This is a genomic window from Chitinophaga sp. sic0106, assembly GCF_019219075.1.
Lineage (GTDB): Bacteria > Bacteroidota > Bacteroidia > Chitinophagales > Chitinophagaceae > Chitinophaga.
The window spans coordinates 57,208-79,633 of record NZ_JAHUWJ010000019.1 but is presented as its reverse complement, the minus strand read 5'-3'; the positions used below and the strand labels follow the sequence as shown (position 1 = coordinate 79,633).

The 22,426-nt window shown below is 44.6% G+C and carries 12 protein-coding genes and 2 CRISPR repeat arrays; of the genes, 8 read left to right on the top strand and 4 right to left on the bottom strand.

Annotated elements, in window-relative coordinates; translation table 11 throughout:
* Position 1 precedes the first annotated feature (1 nt).
* The 3 genes from KW844_RS23150 (at position 2) to KW844_RS23140 (ending at position 4,150) form a co-directional block, all read left to right on the top strand.
* Entirely contained in the window at positions 2 to 1,282 is a 1,281-nt protein-coding gene (locus tag KW844_RS23150) for a thioredoxin family protein (RefSeq protein WP_218379167.1), read from the top strand.
* A gap of 207 nt (positions 1,283 to 1,489) precedes the next feature.
* The gene (locus KW844_RS23145) at positions 1,490 to 3,400 is read left to right on the top strand and encodes a histidine kinase (protein WP_218379166.1); all 1,911 of its coding nucleotides are present in this window, start codon (positions 1,490 to 1,492) and stop codon (positions 3,398 to 3,400) included.
* Positions 3,401 to 3,403: 3 nt separating this feature from the next.
* Complete coding sequence (locus KW844_RS23140; RefSeq protein ID WP_218379165.1) at positions 3,404 to 4,150, top strand: LytTR family DNA-binding domain-containing protein; 747 nt, start codon at positions 3,404 to 3,406, stop codon at positions 4,148 to 4,150.
* A gap of 38 nt (positions 4,151 to 4,188) precedes the next feature.
* On the opposite strand, the gene KW844_RS23135 is transcribed toward KW844_RS23140, so the two are convergent.
* Genes KW844_RS23135 through KW844_RS23120 form a run of 4 tightly spaced genes read right to left on the bottom strand, consistent with a single transcriptional unit; the run spans position 4,189 to position 12,200 of the window.
* Positions 4,189 to 7,422, bottom strand: a complete 3,234-nt coding sequence (locus tag KW844_RS23135; protein WP_218379164.1) for a glycoside hydrolase family 38 C-terminal domain-containing protein — start codon at positions 7,420 to 7,422, stop codon at positions 4,189 to 4,191.
* Between the two features lie 44 nt (positions 7,423 to 7,466).
* Positions 7,467 to 8,837, bottom strand: a complete 1,371-nt coding sequence (locus KW844_RS23130; protein ID WP_218379163.1) for a sugar porter family MFS transporter — start codon at positions 8,835 to 8,837, stop codon at positions 7,467 to 7,469.
* 18 nt (positions 8,838 to 8,855) lie between these two features.
* Positions 8,856 to 11,438, bottom strand: a complete 2,583-nt coding sequence (locus KW844_RS23125; RefSeq protein WP_218379162.1) for an ROK family protein — start codon at positions 11,436 to 11,438, stop codon at positions 8,856 to 8,858.
* A 21-nt stretch (positions 11,439 to 11,459) separates the two neighbouring features.
* Positions 11,460 to 12,200 (bottom strand): GntR family transcriptional regulator, encoded by a 741-nt coding sequence (locus KW844_RS23120; protein ID WP_218379161.1) that lies wholly within the window; start codon positions 12,198 to 12,200, stop codon positions 11,460 to 11,462.
* A 347-nt stretch (positions 12,201 to 12,547) separates the two neighbouring features.
* Here KW844_RS23120 and cas9 point away from each other — a divergent pair, with 347 nt between their 5' ends.
* The 5 genes from cas9 to KW844_RS23095 all read left to right on the top strand — a co-directional run bounded on the left by cas9 (position 12,548) and on the right by KW844_RS23095 (position 22,174).
* Positions 12,548 to 17,128, top strand: a complete 4,581-nt coding sequence (gene cas9 / locus KW844_RS23115; protein ID WP_218379160.1) for a type II CRISPR RNA-guided endonuclease Cas9 — start codon at positions 12,548 to 12,550, stop codon at positions 17,126 to 17,128.
* Positions 17,125 to 18,036, top strand: coding sequence for a type II CRISPR-associated endonuclease Cas1 (gene cas1, locus KW844_RS23110; RefSeq protein ID WP_218379159.1), 912 nt, complete (start codon positions 17,125 to 17,127; stop codon positions 18,034 to 18,036). The genes cas9 and cas1 overlap by 4 nt, the downstream gene beginning before the upstream one ends.
* Positions 18,020 to 18,376, top strand: a complete 357-nt coding sequence (cas2, locus tag KW844_RS23105; protein ID WP_370626511.1) for a CRISPR-associated endonuclease Cas2 — start codon at positions 18,020 to 18,022, stop codon at positions 18,374 to 18,376. Before cas1 ends, cas2 begins: the two co-directional genes overlap by 17 nt.
* Before the next feature lie 87 nt (positions 18,377 to 18,463).
* Positions 18,464 to 19,421: a CRISPR direct-repeat array (repeat unit 46 nt; unit sequence GTTGTGTTCTACTAAGGTAGAAAGAAATTTGAAAGCAATTCACAAC).
* A 77-nt stretch (positions 19,422 to 19,498) separates the two neighbouring features.
* Positions 19,499 to 20,984: a CRISPR direct-repeat array (repeat unit 46 nt; unit sequence GTTGTGTTCTACTAAGGTAGAAAGAAATTTGAAAGCAATTCACAAC).
* Between the two features lie 297 nt (positions 20,985 to 21,281).
* The gene (locus tag KW844_RS23100; protein WP_218379158.1) at positions 21,282 to 21,623 is read left to right on the top strand and encodes a type II toxin-antitoxin system HigB family toxin; all 342 of its coding nucleotides are present in this window, start codon (positions 21,282 to 21,284) and stop codon (positions 21,621 to 21,623) included.
* Complete coding sequence (locus KW844_RS23095; protein WP_218379157.1) at positions 21,623 to 22,174, top strand: transcriptional regulator; 552 nt, start codon at positions 21,623 to 21,625, stop codon at positions 22,172 to 22,174. Before KW844_RS23100 ends, KW844_RS23095 begins: the two co-directional genes overlap by 1 nt.
* Positions 22,175 to 22,426 lie beyond the last annotated feature (252 nt).

Sequence of the window (22,426 nt, the reverse complement as noted above, 5' to 3'; positions counted from 1 at the left end):
CATGAAAAAAATATACTTGCTGGGATTATGCACATTCCTGGTGCTTAATAGCTGGGCACAGGGGATTAGCTTTTCACATCTGACCTACGAACAGGCGTTAGCCACTGCCAAAGCGCAAAAGAAAAACATTTTTGTAGATGTATACACTACCTGGTGTGGACCATGTAAACAGATGACTGCCGAGGTATTTCCGCGCAAAGACGTAGGAGATTACTTTAATGCTGCCTTTGTGAATTTGAAGCTGGATGCGGAAAATGACAGTACACACGGATTCTTTGCCAAACATCGTGCAGGCGCATTCCCGTCTTATTTCTGGATTAACAGTGACGGAGAACTCCTGGATGTGCAGGTAGGAGCCAGGCCTGCTCAGGTTTTTATTGACCTGGCTAAAAATGCAACTGTATCTGACCTGGCGGTGCGAAGAAAGAAGTATGAGCAGCGTTGGGCACAGGGCGAACGCAGTGTAGAAATAGTGAAAGAATACGTATACGGCATCCTGGGGAAATCAAACCCGGAGCTGGTGAAACCCTACTTTGAGGAATTCCTTGCTGTTGCACCTGAGGAGATGAGGCGGACGCCGGAAATAACCAGAACACTAAGCGGTTATATGTCACGGCCTCAACAGGGGGTAGCCATGGATTATATTCTAAAAGACCTGTCGCAGATAGAAAAGGAAATGGGATATACCTGGTTCAGAAAAGCGATGTACCGCATGGTGATCAGAACCGGTAATGTGGCATTGGTAGATAAAAAGGACAGTGCCTATCAGCAACATTTGGCATTTGTGAGCGGAGCAAATATCCCTGACAAGGCCATGTACGAGGATATACTGGTAGCTGAACGACTCCTGCACACCGGTAAGTTCAACGAAGGCGCCGTTGCCATGGCTGCTGCCGGCAATAAATATGGTATGATTTATCCTGATTTGTATAAAGAATTTGCTTATTCACTTGTTTCTTCCGGCGCGCTGAAAAAAGGTGCATTTAAAAAGAATGGACGGGAAGCTATTATTTATATAGGAAGTGTGGCTTTTGAATTGTGGCCATCAAATGAAACAGTTACCTATCTGGCAGCGGTATATGCTGCGTGTGGCGACTATAAAAAAGCATACGAAATTGCTGGTGCACAGCAGTTTTATGATAAACCTATATTGCCTGGAATTCTCTTTAAGGACAAGTTAAATATTACACCGAGATTTACGACTGAATTTGGTAAGTCGCCCCGGAAAAAGGAAATGAAGCAGTTGTTGGATGGTAAAACAGCTGTGGCGCGCACACGGTAACACTAATTGTACTATTCCATTCTACAGCCTAAGAGGGCACACGATTAGTGTGCTCTTTTTTTGTTGATTTTGTAGTCAGGCAGCACGAATATTAACCCAACCGGCTCGAATATTAATCCGGTCCCCGCATATTCAATTGCTATCTCTACATTTAGATGTAATTTCCCATACTTCCGGTAGATACGGAAGTGGATAAATTCATTACGAATGGCTGTCAGATCACTCATTGCTTACCTAGGACTAATAATGGTATGTTTCGGGGTTGCCTGCAAAAACCACAAACCTGCACCGCAGGCATTACAGCAGCCCAAAGCAGCCCCTACCACCAATTATTTGCCGCTGGTAATCGGCATGGATACCTTATCCATTGCGGATATCAAGAAATCGGTTGCCAGGCAGGATAGTTTGCTGCGCTACCTGGGCGACAGTACCCTGAACCCCTGGTACCACTACTTCAGGGGCCGGCGGTTGTCGCACCTGAAGCTGCGCGACAGCGCCATTGCCGAGTTTTCGAAAATGCAGGGCGCGCATGCGGATGATGAAATTGAGTTACTGAGGAGATATAGTATTCTCGAACAGGGCATTGGCGGCGGTGTAACGGTGGATGCAGCTATTATGAACCAGATCCTGAACGGCATGAAAACGGCCGAAAAGGTGCATAGTCAGCAAAATTACCGCTATTACGATCTTATGGCGCGCGCTTATTATCAGAACCATAACATCAACGAGTCACTGGAATACACGGGCCGCTATTACAACAGCCACCCGTTTAAAACCCATCCGGTGGTGATGCAGCGGCATTATGATATCTCCTTCCTGCTGGCTTCCCAGCTGAACGACTTCGATAAAATGATGTTCTATAACGCCCAGGCACGTACGCTGGCACACCGCATAAAGGATAGTATGGCCATTGCCCGCACCTATGATAACGAAGCGCAGATTTATGTGCGGCAGGGTAAAAACGATAAAGCGCTGGCAGCCAGCCGCGCCTTCTTTAATTATCTGTTGGAAAATAACAGCGTGAGTGATATCGCCTATAATAACCTGGCGACCACTTTTATGCATAATAACATGGTGGATTCGGCCATTCGTTATTATCAGGAAGCGATTGAGCTGGGCCGCAAAAACCCGGACGGGAAGCAGAACTCCGTTTACTTTAAAGGGCTGATAAAGGCCTACCGGGTAAAAGGAGATTATAAGAAAGCCTTACAGGTAGCCGAGGCTACCTACGATATTGAAATCAACACCCTGAAAGAAATTGAAGCGGTACGGTTTGCGGAAATACACGAAAAGTATGAAACTGAGAAAAAGGACCGCAACATCGCAGAGCTGAGCAACCGGAATCTCCTGAATGAAAAAATAATAAAACAACAACGCTGGACACTTATACTGGCATTGGTCGTATTCCTGGCTGTTTTATCTATCTTTTATTTCATCCACCGCCAGTACCGGCTGGAAGGGAAAAACCGCCTGCTGCAATCTGAAAACAAGCGACTGGTGATGGAACAGAAACTGCTGCAGGTGCAGTTAAATCCACATTTTATCTTCAACTCCATTGCTAACCTGCAAAGTCTGGTGGCTTCCGGGGATACGAAAGACTCCGTGCGTTATTTGTCGGCCTTTTCGGGCCTGCTGCGTAATATCCTGGAGCAAAGCCGCAAGGACTTCATAGGCCTGGATGAGGAGATCACCACCCTGCGCAATTACCTGCAATTGCAGCAGATGCGCTTTTACGGGTTGTTTGATTATAAAATAGAAACAGGGGAGGAGATTTATCCGGAGAACATCCTGATCCCACCTATGCTCATACAGCCTTTCGTGGAAAATGCCATCGAGCATGGTTTCAGGAATATAGATTATAAAGGTATCTTAACAATCGTTTTTAAAGGTGAAAACGATCAGCTGCATATCATTGTAGACGACAACGGCAATGGTATCGGCAGTAAAGAACCTGGAGAGCAGAAGAAGCAATCCTTAGCCAGCATCATCCTGAAAGAGCGGCTGGACGTGCTTTTTAAATCGCAGGGCCAGGAGGCATACTATAATATTGAGGATAAAAAAGACGGGAACGGACGCGGAGTGAAAGTGGTTATCGTGATTCCCCAAATAAAAGATTAGCATATGAAGCTCTATATTCTTGAAGACGAAGTACGCATTATGCAACACCTGCTACAGGTGGTGCAGGATATCTCCTATGTGGAGGTGGTAGGGCAGGCCGCGGAAATTGCAAAGGCGGCTAAGGAAATTCCTGTATTGAAACCGGACATCATCCTGGCGGACATCCGCCTCAAGGATGGCGACAGCTTCCGGCTGTTTCATGAAATAGGTGCAGCGGATTTCCAGGTGATTTTCCTGACGGCCTATGATCAATACGCGATCCAGGCACTGAATATGGGCGCCTTCGGCTACCTGCTCAAACCCATTGATGAGGTGGCGCTGGCAGCCATGCTCAACAAATGCTACCATCACCGGCAGCAGGAGCAGATGGACCGGCAGCAGCTGGAAATTGCACGTCAGCACTATAGCTCCCAAGGGGCAGGTGGTGTAAAAAGACTGGCACTCAAGCGGGTGGAATACATGGAAATAGTATCCGTGGAAGATATCATGTACTGTAAAAGCGATAAGGGCTACACTACCTTCTACCTGAAAGATAAACGGGAAATGCTGGTATCCAAAGGGCTGATAGAGTATGAGAACATCCTGATCCCGTCCGGGTTTATCAGGTGTCATCAATCGTATTTGGTGAACTTCCAGTATGTGAAAAAGTATTACCGGGAGGGGATTTTGCAGATGCAGAATGATGAACAGATACCGGTATCGAGCAGGAAGAAGGAGGAGGTGTTGAAGTATCTGGAGAATATATCTTAATGAATAGGGCCGCCATCATTATGATGGCGGCCTCTTAATTATTTACTCACCATCACCTCCTTCACGCCCATTCCCGTTAAATCCACTTCCATATCCTTTCCGGTAAAACTGCCCCATACAAACCGGCCTTGCTGGCGGGTTGGCTCAGGGTTAAACAGTCGTACCTGGTAGCTATTATTATCCAGTGGCGTAACGCTGGCAATAATAATATGTGCGTTTGATATCCGGAATAAATTATTGGGGAGATGTAAATCTTTCCGGACAGGGAAGGCCAGCAGTGGCTGGGTAAATGCAGCGGCAGCCTGTTCCTGCGCAGTGGCGGTATTACCTGTATGCGGTCGCAGGGCATAGTTGTAGCTGCTTTTGCCATCCTGATCCGCTTTGTAGTTGGTATGCCAGTAGTTGTTCATGATGTAGTTAAACCAGGTGGCAGTTGGTGTGCCGGTTTTTCTCCATTCTTTATGGCTCTGGTCTATCACTTTTCTTTCGTCTATCATTTGCTGTGGCTCTACCATTGGCGCTTCCAGGAGCATCCATTGGATACCACGGTCGTTATTGGAAACATCCAGCCAGCGGCGACCAAACAGGAAATCCATATTGGAGCCGGGCAGTTGATCATCCAGGTAGCGTAGGGTGCCATAACCCGCATCCAGGGTAGTTTTGGGATGGCTGATGTTAAAAGGGAAGCCGAAGTGCACCGCTTCTTTTTCACGTACCGGTTTTTTATCCACGATGTTTTCTATCAGTGCTTCACCAGCATCTGCATATAAAGTAATTTTTTTGTTGATGCTATTGGCGCCAGGGGCATTGCCGGTTAAACTGATGGTGGTTACTACGGGGCCATTTTCCAGGACCTGTACAGTAATGTTGCTGTTGGATTCCGCTTTGGCGGGGTCCATGCCAGGCACATACCAGTAGCTGTTAAGCCCCTGGTTGCCGAAACTGCCGGCGTAGTTGTATTGGTCTTTTGCACTTAAGCTGTTGATACTACCCGTTTTACTATCCCAGGAAACGGTGATGATGCCGTTGGAAAGCGTATTGCCCGATTGGGTAAAAGCAGCAGAAACTTTTACAGGCTTATCCGATACTTCATATACGGCAGTGCCCAACGGAGGTACTTCCTGCGCCATGAACACGTATTCGCCCGATTGTAATTGCTGTAGCGGCCAGGCTTTGCCTTTGCTGTCGATAACAGATTTACCGGGAACATTTATTTTCACCATGCCCGTACGCGGCCAGGATAAGGTATTTACTACCGCAATGCGTTTGGAGTTGTTATCTGTAAAAGACTTTAGCAGAGCGGTTTCCAGTTGTCCGGTGATGCTGTCCGCATCCAGCATAAACTGCTTTTTGATACGCCACTGGCCTGTAACAAATGGCACATCCGGCTGACTGATACTGTTATGTGCACCCCAGGTATGTTCATGAAACATAATTACGTTGGTCCATGCACGGTAGAAGTCCTGCTGTGGGAAAGTGCCGGGCTGCAATACCGCCCAGGCGTTGGTGAGTTGTTGCAGGCGCAAACTGTTTACGCGATTCTTGCCGGACTCGGCAGCCGTGGACGCGGCGCCATCTTCCCAGTAAGGGGTGATATCTCCCTTTACTACTGGTAACTGATTACCGTAGCGGTCTTCGAAGGTTTTGAACAGTTTGTCTACCGTATTTAATACCAGTTTGGGAGATTGATATTTTTCGTTCCACTCCATTACAAACCGGGATATAGCGGTGTCGATAGGGCCGTTGTCGGCCACAATATTGTAACGCCATTGCACGATATCGTAAGGATATTTTTTAGCATCCAGTTCCTGGAGGTAGGTGGCTATTTTTTGCGGACCGCGGTCAAATACGCCACCAGGTGCGGTTCCGTGCCAGGAGGAGTAGCCTTTGCCGCCTGTCCACAGGAGTATCTTTTCTTCGCCTGACGGGGAAGTCCACCATACCGGCTTATCGCCCCATGTGCGTACAAAATGCCCGACGCGGTCACCCAGGTAGGGGTGATTCTCTCCCAGATAATTAGGACCACTGGAAAAATATTTAACGCCGCCATGTGCCAGTGCTGTAACGGTGGTCCAGGTGTAGCCCGGCACATCGGAGATCATGGCGCTGGGAATTTGCAGGCCATATTCTTTTTTCAGCTGACTGGCGTAGTCGGTGTAGTGGAACAGTTCTTCCGGTAAGCTAAGGCCTGTTAAGATATTTGCGTACAGGGCGGAGAGGCAGATACTACCTTCTTTTACGGCTTTGATAAACGCAGCTTTCTTTTCCGGGCTCGCCTGCAATATATAGTTTTCCACAGCCCAGAGCGATTCGATATTCCATTTGAAACGCGCGTCCGCAGGGTAGTTGCGGGTAGCTTCGATCATTTGCAGCGCATCATCAATGTTTTTCAGGTGTATTTTTAATACTTCCGGCTGCATATGGGAGTAACCGATGTCTGTATGTGAATGGTGGATCAGGTCCAGTTCGCGGTAGGTAACAGGCTGGAGTGCCACGAATTTATCCGCTACTACTTTTTTGCCATTGCTCACTACAATGTGTACACTGTCTTTCTGCTTTACCGCGGTTACCGGGATATCGAACCGGTTGATGCCATCCTGGATTTTACAGGAGGCTACGGGTTGGTTATTCACTTTTACCTGCAATGTTTCCGGTGCGCCAAAATGCAGTGCTGTTAAGGCGATGGGCTGTTTGCCACCTTTGAGCAGGAAGGGCTGCGGCTGCAGGTCTACTTTTTCCTGGAAAGCGAATTTGAAGGTCATGAACCAGTCGTTGCTTTGTTGTGCCTGGCCGGTGATGCGCAGTGTAACCGGTTGCCCTGGCGTAATAACGCTAACGGGTACACGCAGAAACATTAAACCGTGTGCATCGCTGGCACCGTCGCGGGTGGTTTGCTGGAACACGATCCTGCTGCTGTCTGCCGAAGCATATGACCATACGGGCGCTTGATTGCCCGGCAGGGTGGTAAAGGTGAGTGTTTTGCGGTTGTTGATATACAGGTCGAAGTTACGCGGCCCGCTGCTGGTAGCGGTGGAATGGCCGGCTACCCAGCTGAAATATACATACTTTCCTTTAATGCTGGAGGGCACATTAGCGGTTTGCCATTCGATGGTTTTGTGGCCATCGGTGGTACGTGTAAGCAGTGCCGTAGTGGCATAGTCAGGATAGGCTGAGTAGTACTGGATGTTTTCGCCTGAAATTTCTTTTTCATAGCCATTGATCCAGTTGATTTGTCCGAAGTAGGGCACCGTTTTCTGGGCGGATGCTTGCATACACAAACCCATTACACACGCGGTTATGCCCGTAATTATTTTATTCATTTTGATGTAGGATTAATCGTGAGCGAAATTTCTTCCAGTGTTTTCCCTTTTGTTTCGAAGAGATTTTTTCTGGCGAATAAATACGAAATGACACAGCAGCCGGCGAAGATGAAAAAGGTAGCGCCTATGCCTATACGATCCCGAAGGATGGGGAATAGTAAGTTTACGATCCAGTCGGACACCCACATGGTGAGGATACAGATGGATAGTGCCGTTCCTCTTACGTGTGTAGGGAATATTTCTGTGGCGATTACAAATTTGAGTGGTCCCAGCGAAAACGCGAAGAACAGCAGGAAGAGGCTGATACTGGCCAGCATCCACCATCCGGTGATGTTATTCAAAAAGCATAGTCCCGTTAACGATAAAGCGATGGCGGCGCAGATGGAGCCGGTTAAATACAGTGGACGCCTGCCGAGGGAGTCCACCTTCCATATGGCGATGAAGGTAAAGAACATATTGGCTGCCCCAAGTATGACCTGGTACAGCAGGGCTTCGTTGGTGACGATGCCCGCTTCTTTGAGAATGGTAGGGCCATAATATATCACCGCATTGATGCCGCTGAACTGCGACAGTGCCGTGAGTACAGTTGCCAGTATCAACAATTTCAGCAGTGGTGATTGCCATAGTTCGCTGCTGTTGCCGGTTGCATTGGAAATGGCTTTAATACTGGCTAGTTCTTCTCTGGCGGGTTGTTCACCATTCATTTTTATGAGGATGGCAAGCGCTTCTGCATCGCGGCCGTAACGTGCCAGCCAGCGAGGACTTTCGGGCACGATGATGAGCAGCAGGAAAAATGCGGCGGCCGGGATCACCCCAACGAGGAACATGCCTCTCCATACTTCCGATACAAAAAGCCATCCCATCAGGCCTTCCGGCGTGTGGGAGGCGGCATACCGCTGGAGGAACAGGTTGCTGACATAAGCCACGAGGATGCCGATAGTGATGGCGAGCTGATAAAAGGTAACAAGTCGCCCACGGGATTTAGCAGGTGCCAGCTCCGAGATATATAGCGGGGAGATGTTGGATGCTACGCCAACGCCCATGCCGGCCATAATCCGGAAGGCAATCATCAACGGATAGGCTGTGGAAAAAGAGAAGCAGGCCGCGCTCACGAGGAACAGGATAGCGGCAATGAACAATACTTTCTTTCTGCCGATTTTATCGGCCAGGTAGCCGGAGAAGGCCACGCCCGCGATGCAGCCCAGGAGGGCGCAGGATACAAACCAGCCTTCCTGGGAGGACGACAGTCCGAACTGCGTTCTCACCGGATCGATGATGCCGCTGACCACCGCCATGTCAAACCCGAAGAGGAAGCCTCCCAGGGCGGCAATGAGTGTAACCAGTGTAGTGAAAGAATTTTTTTTCATAACGATAGAAATTTTCAGTTAGCAATGCTCGTGTTTAACATAGGCTACCACGAGGTAGGCCGTTCCTTCGCCATGGTAGTGGCATTGGTATTCTTTAGCGCCGGCGGGTATCACGAACGTTTCCGCGTATTGGAATGTTTGCGTAGTGCCGTTGGCGTTAATGCTGATCTGTGAGCCTTCTACAAGCATACAGATGTGGCACTGGTCATCGCAGGGGATGGTGATGGTGCCTGTGAACTCGTATCTGTCGGCCGTATAAAAATGTTCTTCATGGGTGGGCAGTTTAACTTTGCGACCATTGGGGAAGCTCGCTTCCATGTATTGGTGCGAGATTAATTTCTCCCTGACATACTCCCCTTTACGATCAAAATAAAGGTTGTCGAAGGCGCGTTCCAGGTGGATGGGCCTGGGTTTGCCATCGAGGCCGAGCCGTTGCCAGTCGTACATTTTAAAGGTGAATATGTAGGGAGTGCTGCTGATTTCCAGCACCAGATTGTTTTTACCTGAGGCGTGTACGGTGCCGTTGGGAATGAGGAACAGGTCATGTTTGCTGGCTTTAAATTCCTGAACATATTCCGTGATGTTTACCTGTTGTCCTGATTGCACGGCCCTTTCGAGGGTTTCGCGGAACACGGCAGGGTTAATATCTCCCTGAAAACCGAGGTAAACCACTGCATCCGATTCACAATCGAGGATGTAGTAAGTTTCATCCTGGGTAAATGACTCACCGAAGTGCAGCTGCGTGTAGGCAGGCCGCGGGTGGCATTGAATGGAGAGGTTGCCGCCATCATAGGTATCGAGGAAATCGAACCGGATGGGGAATGCGGTCCCGAACCTATCCGCAGCATGGCCCAGCAGTAGTTTGTTATTGTGATAGGCGAGGAAGTCGAAGGAGATTTCGAGGAGATAGTTATTGCCGCTGAGGACGATCCCATTTTCCGGCGATATCAGCTCGAATGACCATGCGTAATTAATTTCTTCCTGGTTGAGGCCGGGGATATGTTTTTTCATCCAGTTGCCTCCCCATACGCCGGCTTCGAACCATGGCCTTGCCCGGAAGCCGGTGTGCAGCATGGTTTGTAGCGAGGTACGGAGGGTATCGCCGGTGGTGAAGGTGATGGTATCAGGCCGCTGTGCATCTACGATGATATCGATGGCGGGCAGCAGGGCTGCTTTATGTTTATTGAGTATGGGCCAGTCGATGAAGTAGAGGCGTTTATAGGTGCCTTCTGTGGTGCCTATGTTGGTCACATTGCCGGCGCGCATGCGGTACTGGATTTCGTTTTTAGGCACATCCAGGTATACCAGTTTACCGGGAATGTGGGAGAGGGCAGCACCAGTGCCGTAAATGATGTTGATGCCCTGGAATGCGTCCGGATGCAGTAGTTCCAGCTGCTGTGGGTCGAAGAAGTCGCGCAGGGTGCCGGGGTAGACTTTTCCAAACACCGGGTCATCCGGATATACGTAATCGCTGATCAGGTGGTCGATATGTGCAGTGCTATGCGTGCATACGTTGACGTTATACCAGCGTACCTGCTGGCCTGTGGCCGTAAATGCGGCATGCAGTTTTTCCCGGAAGGGTTCCCACATCACGCCGCCGAAGCCATCGATGATGATGGTTTTTTCGTTGGCCAGCGTTTGTGCGAGCTGCTGAAATCCTTCATGGATGGGCTGTTCTATATGATAGGAGGGGAATACGTTGTATTCATGGCCAACGGTATTGGTAGTTACCGGGAGCAGGGGTTGTGTTGTTTTCCGCACAGGTTTTTCGTTGTTGATGGAGGTGAGGCCAGCGGCACCGAGTAATATGGTAGCTTCTGTATCCTCACAAAAGTGAATAGGTATGGTGATGTGTGGCTGGAGTGCCGGCAGGAAGAGTACTCCTGCTTTGGAAATATTTCCGCCTATTACCAGTTGCTGGCAATTGTATTGCTGGACCCATGGCTGGAGGAATATCCCCAGGTTTTGCCCGAATTGTTGGAAGATAGTAGTGGCTGCTTCCGGATGGGCGGCGGTCATTTCGCGCACGCTGGTGGCGGGCAGGCCTGTGGCCAGTTCAAACTGTTGGAGCAGCCAGCGGGTGGAAAAGTAGTCGTCTGCAGTGCCTTCAAGGAATGGTTCCTTGTAAAAAGCGCCGATGGCGGGGATATCCTTGTGGGCCGTTACCAGAGTGCCGTTGTCAAGGAATGCAGAGCCGAAGCCTGTGCCGAGGGTGAGCGCGATGGTACGACCTGTGTACGTATGTGCGATACCGTTAGCAAAGCAGTGGGCATCGTTAGCGAAGGTGATGGGAGTGTGGGTGTTATCCTGCAATATTTGTTTGATATGCAGGCCAAAGAGGTGGTTAAACTTATTGCCTACATTGACAGCGCAGATACCATTCTGATAATCGAACGGGCCGGGAAAGGCAATGCCGATGCTGGTTACTGTTGGTTGTAACAGTGGCTGGATGCATTCGGTGATGGTGTGGAGGATATCCGTTGCCGGCATACCGGGGCTGATCCGTTTTCGGATAGTGCGGACGGGAGTGTTATCTGCCGAGAAAACTGCTGCAGTAACATGGCTCCCGCCTACATCTATTCCTATTTTTCTATTGTTCATTGTGCTAAGCTGTTTACTGTTCTATATGGGTCGTTTAATTTCTATGCTATAGGTGAATGCGTCGCTGCGGTAGTAGCAGATGTTGAACTCGATTGGTTTTCTGCCGGCGTCGAGTACGAGTCGTTTACGTTCCAGTACTGGTGCGCCGGGTTCTATTTTGAGCCAGGCGGCAATTTTTTCCGTGGCGGCGATGGCGCGTATTTCTTCCTGGGAGTATACGGGTACTACGTGGAATTCTTCGTCCAGCAGTTCGTACAGTGGTTTTTTAAAGTTTTCGCTACCGGTGAGGCCTACACGCGGATGGAAATAGGAGCGGAAGTATACCATGGGGCTGCGGCCGGTGCTGCGTATACGTTCGAGTGATACTACTTTGGTTCCGGGTGCTATGGCGAGTCGTTCTTCTGTTTCTTTATCAGCTTTTACTATGTTTACCGCATGTTTGATGTCTTTAAACGGTGTGCCTTTATCTTCCATTTCATGGGAGAAGGAGAGCCAGTTGGCGAGGTCGGTAGTAATTTTCTTTTTGCGTACGGTGGTGCCGCTGCGTTTTTTCCTTTCGAGCAGGCCGTCGCGCACGAGGTTAGCGATGGCTTGCCGGAGGGTATTTCTGGATATGCCCCATCTTTTGGCGAGGTCGGTTTCTTTTGGAAAGGCGTCGCCTACGCGAAAGTGGTTATCGCTGATGAGTTTACGTAGCTGGTCTTCCGCCTGTTGGTGGAGGGGGATTTTGCTATCGTGGTCCAGGAGTGGTATATTGTTCATATGTTCAAACATATTGAAAGTTTGGGAAAGGGCAAAAAAAATGTTGGGGGTGGGTTTGTTATGCAGATGTTAATGATTATGGTTTGAGAACTGTATGTAATAAATTTATATTATTCCTGTGTAATAGTGGAATGTAGATTGGGCTGGACGAGGTGGATAGAGAGGTATGGATATCAATACCCTGAAATAGTTGAAAAAAAGAAAGCGACTTACGCCGCCTTAAATGTTTTCACAACGGAATAATCCTTATTGTGAATTGCTTTCAAATTTTAACTAAGTTAAAGTTTTTTGATTATCCAACAAATTTTTAATTTTTCTTCACTATAAAGACTAAAAATTCCAATGCTATGAAAGTAACCCTTGGACTCGATGTTGGTACGAATTCCATTGGCTGGTGCGTAAAGACTTTTGATGAATCCACAAATAGTAGAAGTATACTGAATGCCGGTAGTAGGATCATCCCGATGGACCAGGCAGAAATAGCTGATTTTAATAAGGGAACCTTGCAGTCACCCGCAGCAGAACGTACACGCTTAAGGAGTGTTAGACGTTTACTGGAGCGAGCGGTGTTGCGTCGGCAACGTTTACACCGGGTGCTTAATATGTTGAATTTCCTACCTGCGCATTATGCCGCTGGTATTGACTTCGACCGTAGACTCGGACAGTTCTTATCTAACATGGAGCCTAAATTGGCTTATCATTTTAATGTAATTACAAACAGAAATGAGTTTTTATTCAAGGCAACATTTCAGGAAATGTTGAAAGAGTTTGGCCATTCAAACCAAAAGCTGCTTCCCTATGACTGGACGATTTACTACTTACGTAAAAAGGCTTTGACAGCCCCGATCAGCCGTGAGGAATTAGCATGGATAATTCTTCAGTTCAATCAGAAACGTGGTTACCTGGTGGCAAGAGGTGAGGAACAAGATACTATTTCGAAAAAGAAGGAAGAATATTATAAGCTATCAGTTACAAAAGTAGAGCCTGCGGACGACAAGCCTCGGGGTGGAGACGTCTGCTACAATATTCATCTTGAAAATGGACTTGTCTATAAAAGATCCAGTAAACTGCCTCCTCAACTGGTAGGAAAAACGCTGGAGGTAATTGTTTCAACCGATTTAGATGAGGACGGTAATCCCAAGACTGGAAGGGATGGTAAAGTAAAGCAGAGCATACGAGCTCCTAAGGAGGATGAATGGATCTTACAAAAGAAGAGGGCGGAGCATGAATTGGCTCTAAGTGGTAAAACTCCTGGAACTTTCATATTTGATGCGTTAGTGGAAAATCCGCATGAAAAAATTAAAGGAAATCTGTTAAGGGTAATAGACAGAAAATTTTATAAGGAGGAATTGTACCAAATTTTACAAACGCAGGCCCGGTTTCACCCAGAGTTAAACGATTCTGGCTTGTATAAACTGACAGTCAGTGATTTATACAGATCTAATGAAAATCATCGCACGAGTATAAGGGATAAGGGCTTTATTTATTTGATTGTAGAGGATATCTTATTCTATCAGCGGCCGCTGAAGAGCAAAAAATCATTGGTCAGCAACTGCCGGTTTGAGAGCAGAGTATACAAAAAAGATGGAGTACTGATCAGAGAACCACTTAAATGTATTCCCAGATCACATCCTTTATTTCAGGAATTCCGATTGATAAAATTTGTTCAACAGTTGCAGATCTTTCAACGAGAATTAACGCTGGAAGGCAGACTACAATTTGATATAAATGTAACAGAACGTTTTCTTCCCACTGCGGAAGATCGTTATCAACTCTTCCTCTGGCTTAAGTCCAGAAGGAAGATTGATCAGACATCATTTTTAAAATACCCTGCTTTCAACCTGAAAAAAAATGCATCGTTGTACAGGTGGAATTATGTGGAAGATCGGGATTATCCTTGTAATGAAACATACGCCGATATGCGGAGTTTCCTGTTTAAGATGGAAGGGGTGGAACCGGATGTATTGACAATAGAGTTTCAAGAGGCCCTTTGGCATATACTTTATTCAGTTACGGATCCACGAGAATTAAGATCAGCGCTCACAAATTTTTCCATTAAAAGAAATCTGCCGGCCAGCTTTGCAGATGTGTTCATTAAATTTCCTCCTTTTGAAAACCAATATGGGGCTTATTCCTACAAGGCTACCAGAAAGCTGTTACAACTAATGCGATGGGGGAACAGCTGGAGTTATGATGCAGTGGATAGTAATACCAAGACACGCATAGAAAAAATATTGACAGGAGAATATGATCCTGAAATACCTGAGCGCGTGCGTGAAAAAACAATGCAGTTACAACATGTTACTGACTTTCAGGGACTTCCTGAATGGCTTGCGACCTATATTATCTATAATCGCCACGCAGAGGTAAAGGACATCAAAATGTGGAATACGCTGGAAGATCTGGATAATTTCATCCGTAACGAATTCAAAATGGGTGCGTTACGAAATCCTGTGGTTGAAAAGTTGGTTGGGGAATGTTTAAAGCTGGTCAGGGAGATTTGGAGTACCTATGGTACCAGGGATAAGCGGTTCTTTGATGAGATCCACATAGAGCTGGGGCGTGAAATGAAGAATACAAAAAATGATAGAAAGAAAATTACCAATGCGGTTCTGGAAAATGAACAGACCAATTTACGAATTAAGGCGTTACTGCTTGAATTAATGAATGATGTAGAAGTCGAGAATGTTAGACCTAACTCGCCTTCACAGCAGGAGATTCTGAAATTGTATGAGGAAGGTGTATTGTTGGCCTATGGAGCAGATTTACCCGAGGATATCGGTAAGATCTCCAGGATGGCATCTCCAACTTCCTCGCAATTGACTAAGTATAAGTTGTGGCTGGAGCAGAAATACCGATCTCCTTATACTGGGGCCATTATCCCGCTTAATAAGTTATTTACTCCCGCATATGAAATAGAACATATTCTTCCTAAAAGCAGGTATTATGATGATTCTTTGGGTAATAAGGTGATTTGCGAAGCGGTTGTAAATGCTAAGTATAAGGAAAATATGACTGCTTTTGAATTCATCAATGTAATGAAAGGTAGTGTTGTTACTGAGCTTTCCCGTCCAGGCTGTACCGTGAAAATCTTGTCGGTAGAAGATTATGAAAAGCACGTAAAGGAGTGCTACGTAGGTAACAAAGGGAAAATGAGGCGTTTGCTAATGGAGGATATCCCTGAAGCTTTTATTCAACGTCAGTTAAATGACACCAGATATATTTCCAAATACATCCGTGAATTGTTAGGCAATTTGGTTCGTATGGAAAATGAGCAGGAAGGCATACCGAAAAATGTCGTGACCTGCTCTGGTGGGGTAACGGCAGTCTTAAGGCAGCATTGGGGGTTGAATGATGTCTGGAATACCTTAATCGCACCCCGTTTTGAACGGCTGAATAAATTGCAGGAAGTTCCCGGGAGATTTGGAAGTATTAACGCACGTACAGGGAAATTCCTGCCTGAAGTCCCATTTGTATTGCAGGCGGGCTTTAGTAAAAAACGCATTGATCATCGTCACCATGCTTTGGATGCTATTGTCATTGCCTGCACTTCCCGCGATCATATTAATTACCTTAATAACGCTACGGCACTGGGCAAAGCAAGCAAAGAGGAAAAACAAGCCAAGCGTTATGATCTGCGCCAAAAATTGTGCTTCAAGAAGAACAATAGTGATGGGGAAGGTGGATACTCCTGGGAATTTATAAAGCCTTGGGAGTCCTTTACACAAGATGTAGCTGCAGCACTGAAGAATATTATTGTAAGCTTCAGACAATCAAATCGGGTAATTAATAGAACTGTAAACAGATACAGCAAATATCAAACAGGTAAGGACGGTAAGTTGGAAAAAGTCAAAGTTCGCCAAACTAGTGGGGATCATTGGGCAGTGAGGAAGCCGTTGCATCAGGATACGATTTATGGTATAGTAAAATTTAAACGTAAGAAGCTGGTAAGTTTGTTAACTGCCATTGGTGATCTGGATATGATTGTGGATAACGGTTTACGTACCAGGATTAAGGAGATGGTAAAAGCTGGTCTTGATAAGAAAAATATTCAAAAGCAATTATTGGCTGTAGATAAGGATACTAAAAAAGTGGAGGTTTATTATTGGGAGGTGGATGAGACAGGGCGAGGAGAGCATACTGCACGTAGACTGGCAATAACCGAAGCCTTTACCATCAAAAATGTGGATCAGGTTACTGATACTGGTATTCAGCAGATACTCCGAAATCACTTAAAGCGATTTGATGAAACTATTGATGGTAAACTTATTCAGCATCCGGAGATAGCATTTTCAATTGAGGGTATGAATCAACTCAACAGCAACATTCATGAGTTAAACAATGGCAAATTTCATCAGCCAATTCACAAGGTTAGGATATTTGAGGCTAGAGGGAGCAAGTATGTATTAGGGAGTACCGGTGCAAAAGGAGGGAAATATGTTCAATCAGGAAAGGGCACGAACTTATACTTTGGTATCTATCTTCTCCCTGATGGGAAGAGAAATTATATAACCATCCCCCTCAGTGAGGTGATTGAGAGAATGAAGTTGGGTTTAAACCCTGTACCAGATACTGATGCAAACGGTAATCGGTTAGTAATGAGTCTGACGCCTAATGATTTGGTTTATGTACCGACCCCTGAAGAGCTGCAATCCGGTGTACCTTTCGATAAATTCGGATTATGCGCTTCACAGTATGACCGTATTTACAGGTTTGTAAGTTGCACAGATAAAGAGGCACATTTTGTTCCCCATTATTATGCGAAGGAGATAGATAAGAATGAAATGGGTAGTAATAATAAGAGTGAGAGGTCGCTGGATGGGCTTCAAATAAAGTCTTGTTGTATAAAGCTGAATGTGAATAGATTGGGAGGAGTTGATATTGCAACAAAATCAATTATTTCAGAAGGTAATCGTCCTTTATTATGATCAAGCGTACGCTATATTTTGGAAATCCTGCATATTTGAAGACAAAGGATAACCAGCTAATTATAGAACTTGTATCTAAAGGGGAGCAGCATACAGCGGTTATTGAAGATTTGGGTGTGGTTATTTTGGATCATCCTCAGATAACCATCACACAGGCAGTAATTGCAAAGTTGCTATTGCATAATGTGGCCTTAATTACCTGTGATCATTCCCATCATCCTGCCGGACTTTTATTAAATCTGGAGGGTCATACGCTGCAGAGTCAAAGATTCAGACACCAATTAGAAGCCACGGTGCCATTAAAAAAGCAATTATGGCAACAAACCGTTTCTGCAAAGGTTTTTAATCAGTATTGCCTTTTACAACTGCAGTTGGTGGAAGGGAAATTATTATTGGATTATTCTAAATCAGTAAAGAGTGGAGATCCTGATAATATCGAAGCTAAGGCAGCCTCTTTTTATTGGAAAAATATATTTGGCTCAAAAAATGGATTTTATCGCGACAGGCTTGGCCCCCCTCCAAATTCACTGCTTAATTACGGATACGCGATATTGAGAGCATTGGTGGCCAGGTGTTTAGTGGGATCGGGCTTACTGCCAACTGTGGGAATATTTCATAAAAACCAATACAATGCATATTGTCTGGCAGATGATGTGATGGAACCATATCGGCCATTTGTAGATCGGTTGGTACTGAGGATGCATAGTGATACCGAGCCTGCGCATATTCTTACTCCAGACTTAAAGCGCGCGTTATTAGAAATTCCGGTTTTGGATGTTAGTTTGGATGGAAGTATTAGTCCGTTAGCCGTGGCTGTGCAAAAAACGACCGCAAGTTTGGCGAAATGTTTTGACGGAAGCATTAGAAAAATTCTATATCCAGTTTTTCCTGATGGAGATATCAAATGATAAATTAAATACCAGGTTAAATGCATATCGGATTATGTGGGTGCTCGTTTTTTTCGATTTACCGATGGAAACTAAAAAGGAGAGGCGGAATTATGCCCTTTTTAGGAAAAATATTCTAAAGGATGGCTTCTCTATGTTTCAATTCAGCATTTACCTGCGTCATTGTACTAGTCGGGAAAGCGCTGATACTCATGTCCGTAGAGTGAAATTGATGCTTCCTCCCAAAGGTCACGTAGGGATTTTGGTGGTGACTGATAAGCAGTTTGGACAAATGGAAATTTTTTCTGGACTGAGTTGTGTGAAGCCTCCGGAGACGGTACAACAACTGGAATTGTTCTAAATGGCTCCGTATTCGCATGTTTAAGCCATTTTTTTTATAGTTAAAAAACGTCCAAACCTTTTATGGGTAAAGGTTTGGACGTTTTCTGTTGTGTTCTACTAAGGTAGAAAGAAATTTGAAAGCAATTCACAACCGGAATTGGTGTATATTTTCCCGCGCAGAAGTTGTGTTCTACTAAGGTAGAAAGAAATTTGAAAGCAATTCACAACTAATACAAGTGGATTTCTAAAGTCATTTGCGTTGTGTTCTACTAAGGTAGAAAGAAATTTGAAAGCAATTCACAACACTCTCTTGTAACTGATAATAACACTGGAGGTTGTGTTCTACTAAGGTAGAAAGAAATTTGAAAGCAATTCACAACATGCCAGAACACCGCCTTCGCGGTCATTTAGTTGTGTTCTACTAAGGTAGAAAGAAATTTGAAAGCAATTCACAACTTCTTCTTTCAGCGCCGCCTCTTTATATGAGTTGTGTTCTACTAAGGTAGAAAGAAATTTGAAAGCAATTCACAACACCGCCGCCGGTAGCCAGCTGAAAAACGACGTTGTGTTCTACTAAGGTAGAAAGAAATTTGAAAGCAATTCACAACTGTCCGATTAAGAGGGGGTTGTAGATGGGGGTTGTGTTCTACTAAGGTAGAAAGAAATTTGAAAGCAATTCACAACAATCATCCCCGCATTCATTACATTTCAACGGTTGTGTTCTACTAAGGTAGAAAGAAATTTGAAAGCAATTCACAACTAGTTGGTGGTGGTCCAGTTTACAACATTGGTTGTGTTCTACTAAGGTAGAAAGAAATTTGAAAGCAATTCACAACCTGCTGGTCCTGTTTGATTTTAGTTAACTGGTTGTGTTCTACTAAGGTAGAAAGAAATTTGAAAGCAATTCACAACCCATGGCTGCATAAAGCCCAAAAATTGCCAGTTGTGTTCTACTAAGGTAGAAAGAAATTTGAAAGCAATTCACAACCTTCGGAGATGAAGAATTATAAATCCAGGCGTTGTGTTCTACTAAGGTAGAAAGAAATTTGAAAGCAATTCACAACGATATCGTAAGTCTAGCCGGTACCGGATAGGTTGTGTTCTACTAAGGTAGAAATGCGATTGCCTTTTCAAGAAACGCGTTGTGTTCTACTAAGGTAGAAAGAAATTTGAAAGCAATTCACAACTCGCAGCGAGTTCTTCATACCCTCCACGCCGTTGTGTTCTACTAAGGTAGAAAGAAATTTGAAAGCAATTCACAACTTTATCAGCTTCTGAATCAGCTTCCAACTTGTTGTGTTCTACTAAGGTAGAAAGAAATTTGAAAGCAATTCACAACTATAACCCACCCAGAAGGCAACTTTAATCGTTGTGTTCTACTAAGGTAGAAAGAAATTTGAAAGCAATTCACAACCGTATGACACGACGAGCAGCTACAGCAACAGTTGTGTTCTACTAAGGTAGAAAGAAATTTGAAAGCAATTCACAACTAACCACCGTAATCATCAATAAGGCTACTGTTGTGTTCTACTAAGGTAGAAAGAAATTTGAAAGCAATTCACAACTATAACCCACCCAGAAGGCAACTTTAATCGTTGTGTTCTACTAAGGTAGAAAGAAATTTGAAAGCAATTCACAACCGTATGACACGACGAGCAGCTACAGCAACAGTTGTGTTCTACTAAGGTAGAAAGAAATTTGAAAGCAATTCACAACGGTATACCTGTAGTAAGCCAGGATATATCTGTTGTGTTCTACTAAGGTAGAAAGAAATTTGAAAGCAATTCACAACGTGCAGAAGTAAGGAAGTGCAGGTTTTCTAGTTGTGTTCTACTAAGGTAGAAAGAAATTTGAAAGCAATTCACAACACGATTTGCGCGCGCGCCTGGCTGCTGCAAGTTGTGTTCTACTAAGGTAGAAAGAAATTTGAAAGCAATTCACAACAGTTCAAAGAACGCAACTGCGCAACAGCGGGTTGTGTTCTACTAAGGTAGAAAGAAATTTGAAAGCAATTCACAACTTATCAGTCCGGATAATAAAAAAAGCAAAGTTGTGTTCTACTAAGGTAGAAAGAAATTTGAAAGCAATTCACAACCCGTTTTTATCCGCAGTTAGATACAAGCTAGTTGTGTTCTACTAAGGTAGAAAGAAATTTGAAAGCAATTCACAACGAATAGTACTGTGTAGCTGCGCGCTCTGCGGTTGTGTTCTACTAAGGTAGAAAGAAATTTGAAAGCAATTCACAACAAAGACGTATGCAGGGTTTATCTCTCCAGGGTTGTGTTCTACTAAGGTAGAAAGAAATTTGAAAGCAATTCACAACATTGAGGTAGTCCAGGACACTTTGAATGTTGTTGTGTTCTACTAAGGTAGAAAGAAATTTGAAAGCAATTCACAACGTTCTGCCTTCACGGTATTCCTCTTTCGGGGTTGTGTTCTACTAAGGTAGAAAGAAATTTGAAAGCAATTCACAACACCGTGTTCATGATCCATACAATCCCATTCGTTGTGTTCTACTAAGGTAGAAAGAAATTTGAAAGCAATTCACAACCCTACCCTCCGCACAACTACTTAAGGATGGGTTGTGTTCTACTAAGGTAGAAAGAAATTTGAAAGCAATTCACAACGGCGCCACGGAGGGGAAAGACCGAACTTTGTGTTGTGTTCTGCTAATATAGAAAGAAATCCGCAAGCAATTTTAACCGATGTAAATTGATCAGGCTAGATCTGGTGCATAAAACTAATGTACAAAAGAATTAGAAAAAGTGAAAGAAACGATTTGATGATTTCCCTGCATCGACCGATAGGATCGATAGAAAATATTCAATGCAAAAAGTTCGGTTTTTTTCAGAACTTTTTTGTATATTCGTATAGGAGTTTTATTGCGAAATGCCGGTTTTACTCCAAGCCTTAACCATATCAAAATGAGAATCTTTGGCAAAAAAATACTTATCAAGCTAAAATTAAAAAACAAAGGAAATAGGAAACTCTGTGATGCTGTTGATAAATTGGTTGAAGACCTGGAACAGTTTGATCCAAGGACATCGAAGTTGGCAGAGATTAGAAAGGACGCTGATTGTGTACATAGTGATGGCTTCTATTTTCTTAATATTCACGTTCATCGCACGTTTGTGCTGATTGATTTTGACGAGGAGGGAGAAGCCACCATAATATGGGCGGGCACGCATGACGAATATGAAAGGACCTTTAGGAACAATAAGGTGACCATTGAGAAATGGCTTAGAAATAAGGAATATATAAACTGATGAAAACACATTTTGATATCGAGCAATTTATTGAAGCTGGCTCAATTAATAATGAGCTGGACTATGAGCGCGCTATGATCGCTGATCGTAAATTACGTACGCTTGCAAAAGAAAATCCCTACTTCAAAAGCCTACGGAGAAAACTCCGGGATTTGATTGAAGACTATGAAAACAGGGTTTGGAAAGATGAAAAGAGTGTTACCTGGGAGCAGATGCAGGAAAGTGATAAGGCTGAAAAGATCGCTGAAAGCGAAAGGGTATTTCTTCAAAAAAGGAAAGTTCTTATTCAAAGAAAATTAAAAGAATTTAGCCTTACACAAGCGGAATTTGGCTTATTGCTCGGCCATAAAAGTAAAACTCATATGTCAGAGCTAATCAACGGTATTAAGCCATTTACACTTCAAGATCTCATCGTGATTAGTATTCTATTTGATATAGATGTGAGTTTCCTAGTGCCAAGATTTCTTTCGGATGAAAAAAGGACTAAGATTAAAACTACAATAACGTTACTCGGTAAGGAAAAACTGAAAGCTAATGAATTAATATTTTAATTCCTGCCTTATAAGACGAATGAAAGATGTTGCCAATCTCATTATCAATTTACCTGACCAAGTTTCAAATTTTCACGCATAGTGAAATCTCCCCCTACAACTTTGAATCACGGGCACAGGAATGGGACTTTCTTATGATTTACTCTTGTAAAAGGGAATTCGAAACCAATTCGCAACCTTAATGCAATGAAGCTTCCCTGGTTATTTTTTCGCAATTAGTTTTAATATCATATAAACAGAAGCAAATCCCAC